The sequence below is a fragment of the Bradyrhizobium sp. SZCCHNRI1029 genome (genome assembly GCF_032487555.1).
Taxonomy (GTDB): Bacteria; Pseudomonadota; Alphaproteobacteria; order Rhizobiales; family Xanthobacteraceae; genus Bradyrhizobium.
In genome coordinates this window covers 564829-582985 of the sequence record NZ_JAUEUK010000002.1, presented here as the reverse complement: position 1 = coordinate 582985, position 18157 = coordinate 564829, and the positions used below count along the sequence as shown (strand labels likewise).

17 protein-coding genes are annotated in these 18157 nt (G+C 65.9%); 10 read left to right on the top strand and 7 right to left on the bottom strand.

Annotated elements, in window-relative coordinates:
* Positions 1–5: 5 nt before the first annotated feature.
* Positions 6–698, bottom strand: coding sequence for a PilZ domain-containing protein (locus QW861_RS08470; protein ID WP_316192911.1), 693 nt, complete (start codon positions 696–698; stop codon positions 6–8).
* A gap of 674 nt (positions 699–1372) precedes the next feature.
* Here QW861_RS08470 and cpaB point away from each other — a divergent pair.
* From cpaB to QW861_RS08450, 4 genes are read left to right on the top strand one after another with little or no spacing between them, the layout of a single operon-like run.
* Complete coding sequence (gene cpaB / locus QW861_RS08465) at positions 1373–2188, top strand: Flp pilus assembly protein CpaB (protein WP_315712864.1); 816 nt, start codon at positions 1373–1375, stop codon at positions 2186–2188.
* 17 nt (positions 2189–2205) lie between these two features.
* Positions 2206–3675, top strand: coding sequence for a type II and III secretion system protein family protein (locus tag QW861_RS08460; RefSeq protein WP_410052254.1), 1470 nt, complete (start codon positions 2206–2208; stop codon positions 3673–3675).
* Between the two features lie 33 nt (positions 3676–3708).
* Positions 3709–4446 carry a CpaD family pilus assembly protein gene (locus tag QW861_RS08455; RefSeq protein ID WP_315753616.1) on the top strand — a complete coding sequence of 246 codons (738 nt, stop codon included), beginning with the start codon at positions 3709–3711 and terminating at the stop codon, positions 4444–4446.
* A complete protein-coding gene (locus QW861_RS08450) occupies positions 4443–5711 on the top strand; it encodes a CpaE family protein (protein ID WP_316192910.1) in 1269 nt (422 codons plus the stop codon). Before QW861_RS08455 ends, QW861_RS08450 begins: the two co-directional genes overlap by 4 nt.
* A 132-nt stretch (positions 5712–5843) precedes the next feature.
* On the opposite strand, the gene QW861_RS08445 is transcribed toward QW861_RS08450, so the two are convergent.
* From QW861_RS08445 to QW861_RS08435, 3 genes are all read right to left on the bottom strand, one after another.
* The gene (locus QW861_RS08445) at positions 5844–6713 is read right to left on the bottom strand and encodes a tetratricopeptide repeat protein (RefSeq protein WP_315712870.1); all 870 of its coding nucleotides are present in this window, start codon (positions 6711–6713) and stop codon (positions 5844–5846) included.
* 84 nt (positions 6714–6797) lie between these two features.
* On the bottom strand, positions 6798–7043 hold the full coding sequence (locus QW861_RS08440; protein WP_315712872.1) for a PilZ domain-containing protein: 246 nt from the start codon (positions 7041–7043) through the stop codon (positions 6798–6800).
* Positions 7044–7179: 136 nt separating this feature from the next.
* Positions 7180–9102 carry an FAD-binding monooxygenase gene (locus QW861_RS08435; protein ID WP_316192909.1) on the bottom strand — a complete coding sequence of 641 codons (1923 nt, stop codon included), beginning with the start codon at positions 9100–9102 and terminating at the stop codon, positions 7180–7182.
* Between the two features lie 100 nt (positions 9103–9202).
* Between QW861_RS08435 and QW861_RS08430 the strand changes: the two genes are divergently transcribed.
* The gene (locus tag QW861_RS08430; protein WP_315825457.1) at positions 9203–9655 is read left to right on the top strand and encodes a MarR family winged helix-turn-helix transcriptional regulator; all 453 of its coding nucleotides are present in this window, start codon (positions 9203–9205) and stop codon (positions 9653–9655) included.
* 173 nt (positions 9656–9828) lie between these two features.
* Here QW861_RS08430 and QW861_RS08425 read toward each other — a convergent pair whose 3' ends face one another.
* Positions 9829–11379: a flavin-containing monooxygenase gene (locus tag QW861_RS08425; RefSeq protein WP_410052253.1), complete on the bottom strand. Its 1551-nt coding sequence runs from the start codon at positions 11377–11379 to the stop codon at positions 9829–9831.
* A gap of 60 nt (positions 11380–11439) precedes the next feature.
* On the opposite strand from QW861_RS08425, the gene QW861_RS08420 reads away from it, so the two are divergent.
* Together QW861_RS08420 and QW861_RS08415 are read left to right on the top strand one after the other, a co-directional pair.
* Positions 11440–12165 carry a hypothetical protein gene (locus QW861_RS08420; RefSeq protein ID WP_316192908.1) on the top strand — a complete coding sequence of 242 codons (726 nt, stop codon included), beginning with the start codon at positions 11440–11442 and terminating at the stop codon, positions 12163–12165.
* Positions 12166–12340: 175 nt separating this feature from the next.
* Positions 12341–13072 carry an alanyl-tRNA editing protein gene (locus tag QW861_RS08415; protein WP_315712875.1) on the top strand — a complete coding sequence of 244 codons (732 nt, stop codon included), beginning with the start codon at positions 12341–12343 and terminating at the stop codon, positions 13070–13072.
* Positions 13073–13190: 118 nt separating this feature from the next.
* Here QW861_RS08415 and QW861_RS08410 read toward each other — a convergent pair whose 3' ends face one another.
* Entirely contained in the window at positions 13191–14159 is a 969-nt protein-coding gene (locus QW861_RS08410) for an AraC family transcriptional regulator (protein WP_315729313.1), read from the bottom strand.
* A gap of 494 nt (positions 14160–14653) precedes the next feature.
* On the opposite strand from QW861_RS08410, the gene QW861_RS08405 reads away from it, so the two are divergent.
* A complete protein-coding gene (locus tag QW861_RS08405) occupies positions 14654–16339 on the top strand; it encodes a PAS domain-containing methyl-accepting chemotaxis protein (RefSeq protein ID WP_315712876.1) in 1686 nt (561 codons plus the stop codon).
* A gap of 92 nt (positions 16340–16431) precedes the next feature.
* The gene (locus QW861_RS08400; protein ID WP_315825097.1) at positions 16432–16686 is read left to right on the top strand and encodes a hypothetical protein; all 255 of its coding nucleotides are present in this window, start codon (positions 16432–16434) and stop codon (positions 16684–16686) included.
* Positions 16687–16797: 111 nt separating this feature from the next.
* Here the strand turns inward: QW861_RS08400 and QW861_RS08395 are convergent, their stop codons facing one another.
* A complete protein-coding gene (locus QW861_RS08395) occupies positions 16798–17289 on the bottom strand; it encodes an ATP-binding protein (protein WP_316192907.1) in 492 nt (163 codons plus the stop codon).
* Between the two features lie 466 nt (positions 17290–17755).
* On the opposite strand from QW861_RS08395, the gene QW861_RS08390 reads away from it, so the two are divergent.
* On the top strand, positions 17756–18136 hold the full coding sequence (locus QW861_RS08390; protein ID WP_315768748.1) for a hypothetical protein: 381 nt from the start codon (positions 17756–17758) through the stop codon (positions 18134–18136).
* Positions 18137–18157 lie beyond the last annotated feature (21 nt).

Sequence of the window (18157 nt, the reverse complement as noted above, 5' to 3'; positions counted from 1 at the left end):
CGCCGTCACACCAGGAAGAAGTCCTCCGGCGCCCCGATCAGGCGGTCATCGCCGTGGACCACGAGCTTCCGCCGCATCGGGCGCGCCGGCGGCGTGATGACCCGCCGTTCGAGCTCGTTGGCGCCTGGCAACTGGTCGACGAAGCGGACGGCGAAGCCATCGGGGAAATGCCTGATGACACGGCCGATGCAACTGCCCACCGCCAGCGGCGTGCCGATCTCCGGCTGGATCTCCGCCGAGACCGCGGCGCCCGACATCGAGGCATCGATCACGAAGCACGGGATGCAGCTGCCGTCGGCGAGCGTCAGCGCCGAATGCGGCGAGTTCGGCACGAAGCGCGCGTCGCGGCGGGAATCGCGGATCGACGGATCCTTCTGCTTCTTCTCCAGCCAGACCAGCTTCTCGGCGAGCTTGGCGCGCTCGGCGCGCGTCATCTCCAGCTCGAGCAGAAAGCCGCCATGCACGGTGTCGCTGATCTCGCCTTCGAACTTGCCGAAGTCGCGGAAATACGAGGTCAGGCGATCGCCGACCTTGCCGACCACGGGCACCTCGAGCAGCGCGCGGAACGGCGACACCCGCGTGGTGCGGCATGCGAAAGACCGCAGCCGTCCTTCAGGGGAATACCAGTTCGGAAGCGTGTAGGACCCGACCGTCTGAATCCTGACCGCGCGCTGCTTCAGGAATCGAGCAACCGACATTGCACGTCTCCCCCCGACCCCATGCTGTCCCCGACGATGGCCCGGCCGACGCCGCGGCACGATATGCCTGTTACAATTTCTGCGTGCATTTTCGGTCGAACTAAATCGAATTGGGCAAAGCCGCCATGCCCCGGACCGTGCGCGCAAATTGTTGAGGAAATCTGAATCCGAGACGGAAATCCCGCTCAACGGAATCGTATGTCCAACCCGTTTCTGCTTTCTAAAAATGCCGGCCCGTCGGACTACGGTGCGGCGCGGCACTTGTTCGTCGCGGGCACGAGCGGCTGATCGCATCAGCCGCGGCGCCATCGCGCCACGACGCACACCGTCTCACGATGAGCGTGCGTTCGCGTCCAACGTGATTAGTCAATGATTCACTCTGACGCGCGACCACCGAGGCGCGGCTGCAACTCACAATTTCATTCAATCTGGTGAGCAACTATCAGCGCGCGCAACCGCGCTGCGAGCAAACAGCTAACACATTCGCGTCGTTTCGCTATTTGCTTGCTAACAACCTGTTCACCACTTGCGCAATCGGTCCGCACGGCAGCTGCTGCAGCCCATGCCGTTCAATTTCGCTTATACTATTGCCGCTTAGTCGTAAGTGAGGGGGACGGCTGTCAGTCGGCTCGCGCGTCGCCCCGGGCGTATGAGTAAGCAGAGTAGTCACGCGTATGATGACCGCACGCATCGTGGTGTTAACCATCGCTCTCGGCGCGGGCGGCGTTGCGGCCTATCTGGTCAGCAATTCCGACGGCCAGCGGCAGGCGCCCGTGGCGCCGGTCGTGCAGTTGCCGACGGTCGAGGTGCTGGTCGCCAAGACCGACATCGGGCTCGGACAGGCGATCAAGCCCGGCGACCTGATCTGGCAGACCTGGCCCGAGGCCGCGAGCAACATCTTCATCCGGCGCGGCGACCGTCCCGAGGCGGCCAATCAGCTGGTCGGCACCATCGCCCGTTCGCCGTTCGTGATCGGCGAGCCGATCCGCGAGCAGAAGCTGGTGAAGGCGGACGGCTCCGGCTTCATGGCGGCGATCCTGCCCGCGGGCATGCGCGCGATCTCCACCGAGATCTCGCCCGAGACCGGCGCCGGCGGCTTCATCCTGCCGAACGACCGCGTCGACGTCATCCTGTCGAAGCGCGACAAGAACCCTGACAAGCCCGGCGCCGCCGACTTCGTCAGCTCCGAGATCATTCTCTCCAACGTCCGCGTGCTCGCGATCGATCAGGCGCCGAAGGAGAAGGAAGGCCAGAACACCGTCGTCGGCAAGACGGTGACGCTCGAGCTCAGGCCCGAGCAGGCCGAGACCCTGGCGCGCGCGCGACAGGCCGGCTCGCTGGCGCTGGCGCTGCGCAGCATCGCCGACGTGAACGCCGCCGACGGCAACAAGACCGAGGCGCAGCAACAGCAGCAGCAGATGGCGCGACGGGGCAGCGCCATCGAGATCATTCGCTATGGGATCACGAGCTCGCTGACGGCGCAGAAGTGACCGAAAGGACGAGGAAGATGATGGGTGGGCATCAACGCGCAAAGTTCGGGACGTGGGTCGTCCGCGCGCTATCGACATCGGCCGTGATCGGGCTTGCGCTCAATCCGGCGCTGACGCCGGTGAAGGCGGCCGACGACAGGCCGGAGACGCCGGTGGTTTCGGTCGGCTCGTCGAAGGTGCGCTTCCTCTCGCTCGGCATCGGCAAGTCGGTGGTCGTCGACTTCCCGCAGGACGTCAAGGACGTGCTGGTCGCCGATCCCAAGGTCGCCAACGCGGTCGTCCGTTCGGCCCGGCGCGCCTACATCATCGGCGCCGCAGTCGGCCAGACCAACGTCGTGTTCTTCGACGGCGAGGGACAGCAGGTCGCCGCCTATGACATCGCGATCAAGCGCGATCTCAACGGCGTGCGCCAGGCGCTGAGCCAGAGCATTCCCGGCGTCAAGATCGACGGCGTCGGCGAAGGCGTGATCCTGACCGGATCGGTGTCGAGCCCGGTCGAGGCGCAGCAGGCCGGCGAGATCGCCGCACGCCTCGTCGGCGGTGCCGACAAGGTGGTCAACTCGATCGTCGTGCGCGGCCGCGATCAGGTGATGCTGAAGGTCAACGTGTCGGAGGTCCGGCGCGAGATCGTCAAGCAGCTCGGCATCGATCTCAGCGCCAGCCTGAACTACGGCACCGCGGTGGTGAACTTCAACAACACCAACCCGTTCACCGCCTATGGCAAGTCGCTGGTCGGCCCCAACGGCCTTTCCGCCACCGGCGGCGGCTTGTCGTCGGTCTCGGCGACGCTGCGCGCCATGGAGACGGCCGGTGTCGTCAAGACGCTCGCCGAGCCAAACCTGACCGCGATCTCCGGCGAATCCGCGACCTTCATCGCGGGCGGCGAATTCCCGATTCCCGGCGGCTATTCCTGCGATCCCACCACGCGGGTCTGCAGCACGTCGATCACCTACAAGAAGTTCGGCATCTCGCTCAACTTCACGCCCGTCGTGCTCGGCGAAGGCCGCATCAGCCTCCGGGTGATGACGGAGGTGTCGGAGCTGTCGAACGACAACGCGATCACGGTCTCCTATGCGCTGACCTCGGCCTCGACCTCGTCGGTGACGATCCCCGCGATCCGCACCCGCCGCGCCGAGACGACGGTCGAGATCCCCTCCGGTGGCTCGATGGCGATGGCCGGCCTGATCCAGAACCAGACCAAGCAGGCGATCAACGGCCTGCCCGGGCTCAACCAGCTGCCGGTGCTCGGCCAGCTGTTCCGCAGCCAGGACTACGTCAACAACGAGACCGAGCTGATGGTGCTGGTGACGCCCTATGTCGTGCGCGCCGTCGCCCAGAAGGAGCTGTCGCGTCCGGACGACGGCTTCGCGCCGGCCACCGACTCAGAGTCGGCGCTGCTCGGCCGCATGAACCGGCTGTACGGCATCGCCGCCAGGGTCGACGCGGCCACGGGGCAGCCGGCCGGCTTCGGCTTCATCATCGACTGAGATTGCGGGACGACGGGGCACGGGGGAACGATCATGTCGGCAACATCCATACCAGACGGCAGGCGCGCGCTGCGCCGGATCGTCGCCATCGCGGGGCTGGCGCTCACGCTCGGCGCCTGCAACACCACCACCGGTGAGGTCGTCGCGACGATCCCGGACGACTACAAGATCCGCCATCCGATCGCGATCGAGGAAGGCCGGCAGTCGACCGTCGTCTTCATCGGCAGCGGCCGCGGCGGCCTGACCTACCAGCAGCGCGTGGATGTCGCGGGGCTCGCGCGCTCATGGCTGCGCGAAGGCACCGGCGGGATCATGGCGGAGGTGCCGACGGGCACGTCGAATGCGCGCGCCGCGGCCGACGCCTACCGCGAGATCCGCGCCGTGCTGACCGCCGGCGGCGTTCCCTCGCACGCGATCACCCTGCGCAACACCATGCCCGACGATCCGCGGCAGCTCGCCGTCATCCGGCTGAGCTATCCGAAGATCGCCGCCGTCGCCGGTCCCTGCGGGCTGTGGCCCGACGACCTCGGGCCGAACATCAGCAATCCCGGCTACAGCAGCAACCAGCACTATCAGAATTTCGGCTGCGCCACGCAGCGCAACCTCGCTGCGATGATCGACAACCCGGCCGATCTCGAGCAGCCGCGCTCGGAGATGGCCGCCTACACGCCGCGCCGCTCCGCCCTGTTCGAGAAGTACCGCAAGGGCGAGTCGACGGCGGTGGCGTATCCGGAGTCCGACAAGGCCAAGCTCAGCGATACAGGCAAATGATCAACGCGTCCCGTCAGAGCCAGGATGAGCAGCCCGGCCCCACCGGCCCGGCCCTCGACGATCACATCGCGCCGGTCCCGCGCGTCTCGGTGCAGGCATTCTGCGAAACCGACCAGACCTCGGCCGCGATCCTCGCCGCGAGCCAGGACCGCCGGCTCGGCAAGGCGCACATCACGATCAAGGCGGGCGGCATGCCGCGCGCCATCGAGACCTATCATTCGCAGCCGACGCCGAACGTCATCGTGATCGAGACCAGGCCCGGCGGCGACATTCTCGGCGGCCTCGACGATCTCGCCAGCGTCTGCGATCCCGGCACCCGCGTGGTGCTGATCGGCAGCCCGTCCGACGGCGTCGCCTATCGCGAGCTGGTCCGGCGCGGCGTCAACGACTACGTGCTCGGCCCGATCGAGACCATCGACGTGATCCGCTCGGTCTGCAGCCTGTTCTCGGCCTCAGAGGCCGTCATCACCGGCCGCATCATCGCCGTGGTCGGCGCCAAGGGCGGCGTCGGCGCCTCCACCGTCGCCCACAACGTCGCCTGGAGCATGGCGCGCGACCTGACGCTGGATTCGGTCGTGATCGATCTCGACATGGCGTTCGGCACCGCGGGGCTGGACTACAACCAGGATCCGCTGCAGGGCATCGCCAACGCCGTGTTCCAGCCGGACCGGCCGGATACGGCGCTGATGGAGCGCCTGCTCGCCAAATGCACCGAAAATCTCAACCTGCTCGCCGCGCCCGCGACGCTCGACCGCGTCTATGATTTCGGCGCCGACGCGTTCGACGCGATCTTCGACACCCTGCGCATGACCCAGCAATGCATCGTGCTCGACGTGCCGCACCAATGGTCGGCCTGGACGCGGCATGCGCTGATCAATGCCGACGACATCCTGGTGGTCGCCGAGCCCGATCTGGCGAACCTGCGCAACGCCAAGAACCTGCTCGGCGTGCTCAAGGCCTCGCGTCCCAACGACCGGCCGCCGCTGTACTGCCTGAACCAGGTCGGCATGCCCAAGCGGCCGGAGATCGACCTGAAGCGCTTCGCCAAGACCGTCGAGGCCGAGCCGGTCGCGGTCATCCCGTTCGACTGCAAGCTGTTCGGCACCGCCGCCAACAACGGCCAGATGATCGCGGAGATATCGGGGCTGAGCCGCACGCCAAAACTGTTCCAGGACATCGCGAACCGGCTCACCGGCCGGATCGACCACAAGCCGCAGCGCGGCTCGCTGCTGGCGCCGATCGCGAAACTGCTCGGCGCGAAATAGCGCCTGAGATCATGATGCGATTCCAGGGACTCGCATCATGATCTCATCTCCTTGTTTGAGCATGATCTCCGCGCAAACGCCTTTGGCGTTTGTCACGAGGGAAAACCGGTTTCAACCTTTCCGGATCATGCTCTAGTCGTCGGACCGGCTGAGTGCCCGCGCCAGCGCCTTGTCGGGCTCGCCGGCCACCGGACGGTCGCGGCGCGGCGACAGCTCGCGCTGCGCGATCTTGCGGCGCTCCAAGATGCGCTTGACATAGGCGACGCTGGCGCTGGCCTGCTCCGGCGGCAGCCCCGAACGCGCGATGCTCTCGGCCTCGCTCATCCGGCCCTGCAGGCCGACGATGACGGCGAGATTGGTCCGGACCCGCGGGCTGGCGTCGGGGTGTGCGCTGGCCTTGCGCAACTGCTCCTCGGCCTTCGGCAGTTCGTTCGAGAGCGCATAGGAGAGACCGAGATTGGACAGCACGGAAGGATCGTCAGGGGCGATCTTCAGCGCCGTCATGTAGTATTGCCGGGCCTCCTCGTTGCGCCCCATCTGGTCGAGCGTGGCGCCCTGCGCCGACAGGATGCGCCAGTCGGGATCCTCGGGCGAATGCGCGCGGCTGAGCACGTCGAACGCCTGCTGGAAATTGCCGTTGTCGGCAAGCGCGCGGCCAAAGGCCGCCAGCAGCGCCTTGTTGCCGGGATTGGCGATCGTCGCCTGCTCGAGCACGGCGACCGCCTGCGAGCGCTGGCCGGTGCCGCGCAGGGCGCTGCCATAGCGCAGCGCCACCTCGGGATCGTTGGGATTGGCGCGGAAGCGCTCGCGGAGCTGGTCGATCTCGGCGCGCGGGTCGGCGGCGGCCGCGCGGCTCTTTTCGGGATTGCCGCCCAGTGCCCCCGTGACCTCGCTGAGATCGGTGGTCTGGCAGGCGCCGAGACCGAGCAGCACGGCCGTGAACGACAGCGCGAACGCGGCCGGCCGGAGCAGAGGGAGAGAGCGAAGGGGCCGCGTACGCATGCAACTGAACTACTTCGGGACCAGATGATCTGCACGCTGGCAGATTAACCCTAAGGTCCCGTTAAGCGGGCGCGGCCGGCCCGCTCAATCGATGAATTCGGCGCCGAACTCGCAGCCGATGCGCCAGGCCAGCCGGCACTTGCGCTGGTGGTCGGGCGCGAAGACGATGGTGAACTGCGGGGGAATCTCGACGAATTCGGCGATCACCTTGACGCCGCCGTCGGAAATATCCGTGACCGTGCAGTCCCGCGGCAGGCTGCCGTTGCCATAGTGAATCTTCGCGATCCTCCTGCACAGCCGACGTTCACTCTTGCGACGGTTCGCCAACATCAACATTTCGACGTCTCACCCACTCAATCGTCCAATCCGGAGACCTCGTTTGTAGCGAGGAAACCTTGGGATCTGGCTAGCGCCAAGCCCGGAAATCCGGCGACCGGATTTGGGTTTCGTTTACCCTCTGCATCCCTCAGCGAACCGGCAGCAGCACACGATCGAAATACGCCGACAGCCTCCCGACGTCGTCGAGCGGCAGGACGTCGGCGACATACTGATCGGGCCGCACGATCACGATGCAGCCCGCGGCGCGATCGATGCCGCGCATCGCAAAGATGTCCTGGCCGCTCTTCAGATCGGCACAGAACATCTTCTCGTAGTCGATAAGACCGTAACGGCCCTTCCGCGGCAGCAGCAGCTCCGGCATTCGTTCGAGCGCGAGTTCGCGATGCCCCTGCTGGAACACCGCGCGCAGATCGATCACGGAGTCGATGTCGGCGCCCACCTGGGTGTGGCGGCGCACGGGCGAGGCCGAATCCTCGCTGAGGAATGTGCACAGGCGGCGGATCGCGGACCCCGGCGCGGCCGGATCCTCCGCGGCCGCGAAAGCGAAGATGCGGAAGCGGCCGTCGGCTTGCACGACATGTCCGAGCTGCGCCGGCTTGGCGTCGCCGAGCCGGATGACCGGCGCCGAGTGAAAGCGCTTGCCGATGACGAAGCCGGTGGCGAGCGGCTGGAAAGTGTCGTCGCCGGTGAGGACGGAGGGCCGATAGTGCGTGGCGGTGCCCGCCGTGTAGCGGCCGTGACGGACGAAATAGTCCTGCGTCCTGGCCGCATCGGCGCCGCCCTGCTTGGCGGCGGAGGCAAGAATTCCCGACCATTCGCGATCGAAATCGATCAGCTCCTGGGCGATGGCCCGCCGTTCGGCCGAATAGCTGTGCAGGAGCTGCGGCGCGCAACGCCTGCCCAGCACGGCGGCGAGCTTCCAGCCGAGATTGAACGTGTCCTGCATCGACACGTTCATGCCCTGCCCCGCCTTCGGGCTGTGGGTGTGGCAGGCGTCACCGGCGATGAAGACGCGCGGCAGCCGCGTTGCGACCTCGGCCTCCGGCACGTCGTCGAACTTGTCGGTGATGCGCTGGCCGATCTCGTAGACCGACCACCACGCGACCTCCTTCACCTCAAGCGTATAGGGCGCGAGAATGCGCTGCGCCTTGGCGATCACCTCGTCGACGGTGATGTTGCGCCCGGCCACGCGCTCGCCGACCTCGAGCTTGGCGAGCTCGACATACAGCCGGACGAGATAGCCGCCCTCGCGCGGGATCACCAGCAGGCTGCCGTCCTTGGCGGACTGGATCAGCGACTTGAAGCGGATGTCGGGAAAGTCGGTCACGGCGAGCACGTCCATGACGCCCCAGGCGTGGTTGGCGGAATCCCCGTGCAGCTCGCGGCCGATCGCCTTGCGCACGACGCTGCGCGCGCCATCACAGCCGACGACGTAGCGCGCGCGCACCGTCTCCACCTGGCCTTCATGCTCCGGATCAATGCGATCGAAGCTGACTGTCACGCCGTGCGCGTCGATGCCCGCGGCCGGATCGATCCGCAGATCACGCAGTCGCCGCGCGTAGTGCGGCTCGAGCTTCGCGGCCGAACGGCGCATCACGTCCAGGAAGAAATCGTGGACCCGAGCCTGGTTGAGCACGACATGCGGCATCTCCGACAGGCCGTCCTCGACGTCCTGCACGCGACCGCTGCGCGCGATATGCTTGCTGTCTTGGTCGCTCGGCTTCCAGAACGTGGTCTCGTTGATCCAGCACGCTTCCCTCAGCACTTTCTCGGCAAAACCATAGGCCTGGAACATCTCCATGGTGCGGCAGGCGATGCCGTCGGCCTGGCCGAGCAGCAGCCGGCCCGGCTTCTGCTCGACGATGCAGGTCCTGATGTCCGGAAAAGCGGAAAGCTGGGCAGCGAGGTTCAACCCGGCGGGGCCACAGCCGACGATGAGGACATCGGCCTCGGGCGGCAGCGGGCCGGTCGCGCCGGCGCTCGCGACACGTTCGGCCGCGTCGAAGATCTCGGGATCGCCCGGCTGGAAGCCGTTGAGATGAAACTGCACGTGACCACCCTCCCTCGCCATTCTTATTGATCAGTATGCTGATCATCAGTATGCTTGTCAAGCTGGTGACAGGAGATTCGAATTGACCGAGATGCGGGACATGCCGGGGCACCTGGCGCGCCGGTTTCAGCAGATCGCCGTGGCGGTGTTCCTGGCGGAGGTGGAAGCGGCCGGCTTCGACCTGACGCCGGTGCAATATGCGGCGCTGGCGGCGATCGCGGCCAACCCGGCCATCGACCAGATCACGCTCGCTGGCCTGATCGCCTATGACCGCACCACGATCACCGGAGTGATCGACCGGCTCGCACAGAAGGGCCTCGTCGTCCGCCGTGCGAGCGCGCGCGACCGCCGGTCACGGGAGCTGTTGATCACCGATGAGGGGAGAAGGACGCTGGAGGCGATCACGCCGGCGGTCGAGGCAGCGCAGCGGCTGATGGTGCGCGGCCTCAGCGAGGCCGAGGCGAAGGAGTTGGTCCGCCTCATGCAGAAGGCGATCGCCGCCGGCAACGATCTCAGCCGCGCGCCGCTGCGGGAGGGGGCGGCGGAGCGGTAAGCCCAAGCAAAACTGCTGGTTGCTTACCCGTCATGCCCCGGACCGGTTCCGGGCATCCGCGTTCTTCCAAGCCCAACGACATCGATGGCCGGATCCAGCCCGGCCATGACGATGTGGAGAGAGCCGCCCCAAGCTGACGTCATAGAGGCGAGCGCCGCTCGTGCCCCCTGCCCTCACGAATACCGCATCACGCCGTCGTCGACCTTGCCGAAGCGCAGCGAGACGATATCCAGCGCGTAGTTCTGGTACAGCCGCCACGGCCGCTTGGAGCCCTGTTTCGGCAGGTCGGCGACCGCGCGCTGCACATAGCCGGAGCTGAAGCTCAGCGACGGCAGCGGCGTAACGGTGGAATCGTCATTGTGCGGCACGCATTGGCGATAGCCGTGCCGGTCCATGTAGTTCAGGAGCCGGCAGACATATTCGCAGGTGAGATCGCATTTCAGCGTCCACGACGCGTTGGTGTAACCGAGCGTCGCCGCCAGATTCGGCACGTCGGAATACATCATGCCCTTGTAGTTGAGCGTCTTGGCGAAATCGACAGTGCGGCCATCCACGACGACCTCGATGCCGCCGAGCACCTGCAGCACCAGCCCGGTCGCGGTGACCACGATATCGGCCTCGATTTCGCGGCCGTCGGTAAGGCGCAAGCCGCGCTCGGTGAAGGTCTCGATCCCGGCCGTCACCACCGAGGCGCGCTGCTCGCGAATGGTCTTGAACAGGTCGCCATCCGGCACCAGGCACAACCGCTGGTCCCACGGGTTGTAGCGCGGCGTGAAATGGGTGGCGACGTCGTAATCGGGGCCCAGCGCGGCGCGCACCCCTCCCAGGATCAGCTGCTTGACCCGCTGCGGCTTGCGCCGGCTGAGCTGGAAGAAATACATCCCGAACAGCACGTTGCGCCAGCGGATCAGGTGATAGGCGAGGCCAGCGGGCAGATGCCGGCGCAGCTTGTTGGCGAGCGCGTCCTGCGCCGGGCGCGACACCACATAGGTCGGTGAGCGCTGCAGCATCGTCACATGCGCGGCGGACTTGGCCATCGCCGGCACCAATGTGACCGCGGTCGCGCCGGAGCCGATCACGACGACGCGCTTGCCGGCATAGTCGAGATCCTCAGGCCAGGCTTGCGGATGCACGATGCGGCCCTTGAAATCGGCCATGCCCTTGAAGTCCGGCAGATAGCCCGACTCGTAGCGGTAGTAGCCGGAGCACATGAACAGGAAGCCGCAGGTCATCCGCACGGTCTCGACCGTGCCCTGCTCCGTCCGGCGCTCGGCCTCGACGGTCCAGCGTGCGTCCGCGCTCGACCACGACGCGCGCCGGACCCGATGGTTGAACCGGATGTGGCGGTCGATGCCGTTCTCGGTCGCGGTGTCCTGGACGTATTTCAGGATCTGCGGCCCGTCGGCGATCGCCTTCGGATCGGTCCACGGCTTGAACGAATAGCCGAGCGTGTACATGTCGCTGTCGGAGCGGATGCCGGGATAGCGGAACAGGTCCCATGTGCCGCCGATCGCGCCTCGCCCCTCCAGGATCGCGAAGCGCTTGCCCGGGCACTTGTGCTGCAGATGATAGGCGGCGGCGATGCCGGACAGCCCGGCGCCGACGATCAGCACGTCGACATGCTCTGTTGACATGAGGTGTTCCTGGCGTTTCCTGGTGCGGCTTTCTTGCTCTGGCTGCGGACAGTCGCAACCCGGCTCGTCGCTGTCAAATCGCCGGCGCATTCGTCGTCGGTCAACCCTCCTCCGCTATCAGCGGGAAACACCCTCGATACGGATCCGGTGATGAACGCTCCCCACCCGCGCGACGACAGGCCCGGCGACAGCGACAGCCGGGACGGCATTGGCGCGCCGTCGCAGCGCATCGCCCTGGGCTTTTCGCTGTTCGCAATCGGGCTCGCAGCCTGGTCGCTCTTCCCGAGCTTTCCGGCCGGCCAGCTGATCGCGGTCGTCACCGTCATCCCGCTGCTGGCGCTCATCCTCACCTTGCGCTTTCCCGGGCGGTTCCGCATCGGCCTCGGCTCCGGCTACGGCGCCAATCTCGGCACCGGTTGCATCGTGGCGGCCGGCACGCTCGCCGCGCGCACGCTGTCGGACATCAACCTCGTCGACTGGCTGCCGCTGACGGCCTTCGCGACCGCGGTCGCGATCATTTTCCTCATCGTCGCGGCGCGGTTCGAAACCCAGCTCCGCCGCCGCGGCTGGCGGTTGCTGCTCGCCGCTCTGTTCGTCGCCGCCTATGCGTTCGGGACGCTTGGCCAGTTCAACACCGCACTCGACCGCTCGGCGCCGGCGCTGCTGCGCAGCCGTGTGCTCGCCAAGCATCTCGGCCACAGCCGGCTCGCCACGCATCAGGTGACGCTCGAGCCGTGGGGCCCGTTCGCGAGAGCCACCGATGCACATGTTGCGCAGGCGCTGTACGAAAGGTTGCAGCCGGGCGACACCGTGTGCCTGCGCCTCGGCGATGGCGCGTTTCGCATGGCGTGGTTCACGGTGGCCGCATGCCGTTGAGACCCGGCGCTGCGGCCGAGACAGGAACGGCCATTTGCGCAGCGCGGCGATGCTGCGTATCGTCGTAGCTTCGTGGCCCGCATGAGCGCAGCCATATCCGGGGCCTCACGCGCCGTCTCGATGAACCCGGATGTTGCTCCGCTCATCCGGGCGATGCGATTGCGAGCCGTTCTGCATGACCGACTTCCTGCCCCGCCCTTTCGCTGTCGATCGTCCCGACGTGCTGGATCTCGACATCACCGCGCTCGACGCGCGCCCCGGCGCGGTGCTGGTGGCGCGCTCGCCGTTCTATCCCGGCGGCGGCGGCCAGTTGCCGGATCGCGGCACGATCGCGTGGAACGGGATCGTCCGCGTCGTCACCGGGTTCGAGCCGACCGCCGACGGCATCTGGCACCTGATCGGTGATGACGCCATCCCGGACGGGGCGATCGAGCTGCACGTCGATCCGGCGTTCCGGCAGCGCATGAGCGAGCAGCACACGGTGGCGCATCTCGTCAACAGCGCCGTCTACACGCTGTTCGACGGCGCGCTGCTGACCGGCGTCCGCATGACCGAGACCGACGAGTTCAGCGTCGATTTCGATCTGCCCAAGGTGGCGCCGGAGCAGCTGCGCGCGGTGGAGGATGCGGTGAATGCCGCGATTTCGGACGATCGTCCGGTGCGTGCCTTCGACATGCCCTATGACGACGCGCAGGCGACCGCGGGCCTGTTTCGCGCCAAGTCGGTCGCCCCGCCACGCCAGGCCGACGGCCTGATCCGCATCGTCGACATCGACGGCCTCGACCGCCAGGCCTGCGGCGGCACGCACCTGGTCTCGACGGCGCAAGCGCGGCGCATCCGCATTCTCAAGGTCGACAACAAGGGCCGGCAGAATCGGCGGTTGAGGATCGGATTCGTCACGGCTTGAGAATCGCGCGGCTCGCGATGAAACGGCCAGCGTCGCAATGCACATTGTCAAACGCGTATATCATCGCTCGACGTCCGATACGATTGTAGCGCAGGCGCGTCCGTGATCCCATGGAAGCTCACGTCTTCCTTGCGTTCCGCAACGTCTCCGAGGGCAACTCACCCATCATCTGGCGGTACTCGCTGGCAAAGCGGCCCAGATTGCCAAAGCCGCATTTGAAGGCGACCGACACGACGCTTGTGTTGGCATCGGGCCGTCGCAGAAGTTCAGATGCCCGCTGAAGTCGGACGCGCTTGGCAAACTGGCCGGGTGATCCGCGTCCCGACTCCGAGAACTCGCGGAAAATCGACCGGACGCTGACCCCCGCGATCGCGGCGATCTTCTCAAGGTCCAGAGGCTCGTCCCAATGTGCCTCGATATAGGACTCGACGGTATCGACAACCATACGGTTGACTCGCTGGGGCGCATTCAGCAGGCGGCTGCTAAAGCTGTGCCGATTTGCAAGCAGGAGCCGGATCATCAAGCTCCGCTCGAGCTCTGCGATGGCTATCGGCGAGTAGTCCGCTCCGAACATCTGCAACTCACCGGCAAGCCTGAAAACGTCCTGGCGGACGAGAGCCATGACAGCAGGATCGGTTGGGCCTTCGTCAAAGGTCAGATTCGTATCTCTGTCATCGCCGATCATGGCTCTCAACAGCTGGTGCAAAGGTGCGCTTTCGACCCTGACCACCAGTTGGCAGTAGCCGGCAGGAAATTCGAGATCCAGTCTTGAATCCCCGGATATCAGGGGACTCCAGGCGACGATCGCCTGGTGGCCTCGCGCAGTCCTGTATCCGGCAGTGCCCTGGATCGAGAAGAACTGTCTGTAGATCGTCGATTCCGGAAACGACACCGACGCCGCGCCCGCATATGAGCAGAACGCCAGCCCCGCGGTGCTGAGCCGCGCAAGATTGGCCTCGATGCCGAAGCTGGAGTCGGAGCTGTCGAAACGATCGACGGCGTAGATGCTGAACAAGCGATCGCGCGCGAACTCGCGATCACGCGAGCGAAACAGCGGATATCGATCGAGATATGAGATTTGACCCAAACAGCTCCTCCGCCCGATCGGCATCACCACCTGGTCAACCCTTGTGCAATCGTCAGGCGCGTGAGCACAAGGCCGTGCGTTAGGACACGTGGCAAGCACGAATTTCATTCAGTTCCACAGTTCGGACAACGTCCCGGCGCGAGGGGGCGTACGATTTTCGCGGTGATAACCGAACACCCCGTATTGTTACGGACAGAATGCTGCCTCGCGGGGCTGGCCGTGGTCTGCGCCGGGTCGTCCAATGGCTCGCTCGGAACAACGGCGTACCAAGCGGCCAAATGCGATGGGTATCGGGGTCATCGGAGCGGCAGCATACGGCCGATCTGTCGGGGATCGGACAAATACTTGGATAATTCGATTCGACTACGATCCGCTCACTCTGGACCAGAGTCGGGCCTCGCGGCGGCGTTTGGCCCCAGCGAACCAAGGTCCTGGAAATCGACAGACGTGCATGTGCCGAAACCCCGGCAGAGCAGACCTAGAGAGGAAAGAGAATGTTCGGCCGCAGACACGCCAAAGGTGACGCACAGGCCATGCTCGACGCGATCAGCCGCTCGCAGGCCGTGATCGAGTTCAACATGGACGGCACGATCATCACGGCAAACAAGAACTTCCTCGATACGCTCGGATACCGGCTGGATGAGATCCAGGGCAAGCATCACAGCATGTTCGTGGCGCCGGCCGAGCGGGACAGCGCGGCCTATCGCGAATTCTGGGCGGCTCTCAACCGCGGCGAATTCCAGGCCGCAGAATTCAAGCGGATCACCAAAGGCGGCGGCGAGGTCTGGATCGAGGCGTCCTACAATCCGGTTCTCGACGGCAACCGCCGACCGGTGAAGGTGGTGAAGTTCGCGACCGACATTACCGCGAAAAAGCTGCGCAGCATGGCGGACGGCTCCAAGATCGCTGCCATCGATCGCGCCCAGGCCGTGATCGAGTTCAAGCTGGACGGAACGGTCGTGACGGCGAACCAGAACTTTTGCGACGTTCTGGGTTATCGGCTCGACGAGATCCAGGGCCGGCATCACAGCATGTTCGTCGAGCCGTCACAGCGCGACAGCGCGGCGTATCGCGAGTTCTGGACGGCCCTCAATCGCGGCGAATATCAAGGCGGCGAATACAAGCGCATCGGCAAGGGAGGCAAGGAGGTCTGGATTCTCGCCACCTACAATCCCATGCTCGATACCGCCGGCAAGCCGTTCGGCGTGGTCAAGTTCGCGACCGACGTCACCGCGCAGAAGCTCAGGAACGCGGATCTGGCCGGCCAGATCGATGCGATCGGCAAGTCGCAGGCTGTGATCGAGTTCAACATGGACGGCACGATCATCACCGCCAATGACAATTTCCTGCATGTGCTCGGCTACACCCTGGCCGAGGTCAAAGGCAAACATCATAGCATGTTCGTGGAGCCTTCGGAGCGCGATGGTGCCGCCTATCGCGAGTTTTGGGCCGACCTGAACCGGGGGCAGTATCAGGCGGCGGAATACAAACGCATCGGCAAGGGCGGCAAGGAGGTCTACATTCAGGCCTCGTACAATCCGATCCTCGATCTCAACGGCAAGCCGTTCAAGGTCGTGAAGTATGCGACCGACGTCACCAGGCAGGTGCTGGTGCGCATAGGCAACGAGCGCGTCCGTGCGATGATGGAATCCGTCGCAGCGGGCTCCGAGGAGTTGAACGCGTCTGTGCGGGAGATTTCCGAAGCCATGACCAAGTCCCGCGAGACGGCGATGGGCGCCGTCGGTCAGGTAGCATCCGCCGACGGCCAGGCGCAGCGGCTGTCCGAAGCCACGCAGGCGATGAGCGGCATCGTCGAGATGATCAACAACATCACCGGGCAGATCAACCTGCTCGCGCTCAACGCCACCATCGAATCCGCCCGCGCCGGCGAAGCCGGGCGTGGCTTTGCGGTCGTCGCCGCCGAGGTCAAGAACCTCGCCAACCAGGCCAAGCAGGCCACCGACAAGATCGCCCAGGAAATCGAGAACCTCAACGGCATCTCGGGCGACGTCGTGACGGCGCTCAACTCGATCAAGCAGGCGATCAACAGCGTCAGCGAATACGTCACCTCGACGGCGGCGGCGGTGGAAGAGCAGAGCACGGTGACGAACGAGATGTCGTCCAGCATGGCCCGCGCCGCAGCCGAAGCTCAGGCCTTGGCCGCCCGGACCGCGGCTTAGCTGCGCGCGACCAGGGCGGCGGAGCCCGGCGGGCCGCCGCCCCATTAGCGATCGAATGCGGGCGTTCACAAGAAGGCGCTGACGAGAAGACCGTGGCCGACATCATTCATTTTCCTGCTCCCGATTCCTCGCGATTCGTCGAACAGCACGCCGTGGCGGCTTGTCGGGCGCTCCTGCGTCCCCAGACCGAACGCCTCCAGCAAGAGTTGCAGCAGTGGCGCAACGCCTTGGATGAGTTGGATCAGCACATCGGCGCGGCCCCGTCATTCGCCGCGCTACTGTCTGAAAGCGCAAAGGTGCGCGAGCTCATCTCCGCTGCCGAAAGCGCGCTGGACGCAATCTTCTGAGACCAGGCGGTGATCGCCGCGGCACGGCTGAGGTTGCGCGGCGACGCGCACCGCCAGGATTGCCGCCAACAAGCCAGCGGGACGACAGCAGTCCCAGTCGCCGCCGCAAGGTCACGGCCGATGCAAGATCACGTCGAATCCTTCCTCCGGGGTCGGCGCCACGAAGTATGAAGTGAACAGGTCGAACTCCTCGTCGGTCACGGTGAAGGCGTGGCGGCCTTCTGCGTTGCGCGCGCGCAGCCGTGCCTTGCAGACCTCGTCGGGGACGTCGAGGTGATGCAGCTGGTGCGGCACGCCCGCGGCTTCGAACAGGCCGCGCATCCAGGCCCGGCTCGCCGGCGTGTTGGCGGGGAAGTCGAGCACGACCGAAACGCCGGCCCGCAACAGCGCGATGACGTGCGGCCCCATCACGCTGCGCAGCCGTGACGAATTGCGCACGTAGTCCGCCAGGCTGCTCTGCTCGCCAGGATAGAGCCGCGACAGCCAGTCGTCCTCGGCGACCACGACGGTGGCCGGGCGATGGCCGAGCTCCGCGGTGAGCGTCGATTTGCCGGCAGCGATCTTGCCGCACACGAGGTGCAGCGTCGGTTGGTTGGGAGACACGGATACAGACCTCGCATACGGCGCCGCTTCGGGCGCCAAGAGCATTCACAGGCAATTCTCGCAGGCGGAAGCGCCCGGCCCGACGGATCAGGCCGGGTCGGTAATTCGGCTGCTGACGGCAGCGCCTGCGATGCGAATGCGGAAGGTCATGAAGATACATTTGACAGATGTCGCTGACGGCGTCCAGGCCCGGCCGTCATCCGTCGCGAGACCGCGCCGCGATTGAGTTCGACTCGCAAGAATGGCCCGCGCGCATTTCAGTCGCACCGGCCGCTCGCGAATGAGTTGAAGTCACTTCACTGTGGCTGAATTGATCCACTGCGACGGGAGTCGAGCCGGCCGCGTGTCGTCCATTGCCAACCGGATGTCCGCTCCTGTAGGTAGTTGCGAGGGACGGGGGCGTTAGTCGGTGGCTCGTCAAGGGCGTCAACTACAAGGCATCGCATCAGGACGACGTGAGGCGCGCATGCGCTCGGCGCGGCGGCGCGCAGCGCTGTCGCGGCTCGGCGGCGCTCTCGTCTGGTTTGCGGCATGGGCCCTGATCTTCCAGTCCGCGCTGGCGCTCTCCGCGATGAGCGCTGCGGTTGCGGCCCCCGATGCCGTCGCCATCATCTGTCAGAGCTCCGTCGACGGTCCGACGTCGGACGACATCGGCACTGCGGCCAAGCAATGCGCGAGTTGTCCGTTCTGTGCGCTCGGGCGCGGCGTCACTGTCCCGCACGTCCCCGCCGTGGCGCGGCCGATGCCGGTGGTCGTGGCGATCCTGATCGAGCGGACAGACCTCGTTGCGGCGCCTCGGCCTACGCTCGAACTGCCGGTCGCTCGCGGACCACCGGCGGCCCTCTAGGCCGATACTCCAGACATCTCA

Bases quoted from the DNA above. Each gene is read 5' to 3' on its own strand.
- QW861_RS08415 (WP_315712875.1), top strand. From the start codon at position 12,341: ATGACCGACTTCCTGCCCCGCCCTTTCGCTGTCGATCGTCCCGACGTG.
- QW861_RS08450 (WP_316192910.1), top strand. From the start codon at position 4,443: ATGATCAACGCGTCCCGTCAGAGCCAGGATGAGCAGCCCGGCCCCACC.
- QW861_RS08445 (WP_315712870.1), bottom strand. From the start codon at position 6,713: ATGCGTACGCGGCCCCTTCGCTCTCTCCCTCTGCTCCGGCCGGCCGCG.
- QW861_RS08430 (WP_315825457.1), top strand. From the start codon at position 9,203: ATGCCGGGGCACCTGGCGCGCCGGTTTCAGCAGATCGCCGTGGCGGTG.
- QW861_RS08460 (WP_410052254.1), top strand. From the start codon at position 2,206: ATGATGGGTGGGCATCAACGCGCAAAGTTCGGGACGTGGGTCGTCCGC.
- QW861_RS08440 (WP_315712872.1), bottom strand. From the start codon at position 7,043: ATGTTGGCGAACCGTCGCAAGAGTGAACGTCGGCTGTGCAGGAGGATC.
- QW861_RS08390 (WP_315768748.1), top strand. From the start codon at position 17,756: ATGCGCTCGGCGCGGCGGCGCGCAGCGCTGTCGCGGCTCGGCGGCGCT.
- QW861_RS08470 (WP_316192911.1), bottom strand. From the start codon at position 698: ATGTCGGTTGCTCGATTCCTGAAGCAGCGCGCGGTCAGGATTCAGACG.
- QW861_RS08425 (WP_410052253.1), bottom strand. From the start codon at position 11,379: ATGCGCCGGCGATTTGACAGCGACGAGCCGGGTTGCGACTGTCCGCAG.
- cpaB (WP_315712864.1), top strand. From the start codon at position 1,373: ATGATGACCGCACGCATCGTGGTGTTAACCATCGCTCTCGGCGCGGGC.
- QW861_RS08405 (WP_315712876.1), top strand. From the start codon at position 14,654: ATGTTCGGCCGCAGACACGCCAAAGGTGACGCACAGGCCATGCTCGAC.
- QW861_RS08455 (WP_315753616.1), top strand. From the start codon at position 3,709: ATGTCGGCAACATCCATACCAGACGGCAGGCGCGCGCTGCGCCGGATC.
- QW861_RS08420 (WP_316192908.1), top strand. From the start codon at position 11,440: ATGAACGCTCCCCACCCGCGCGACGACAGGCCCGGCGACAGCGACAGC.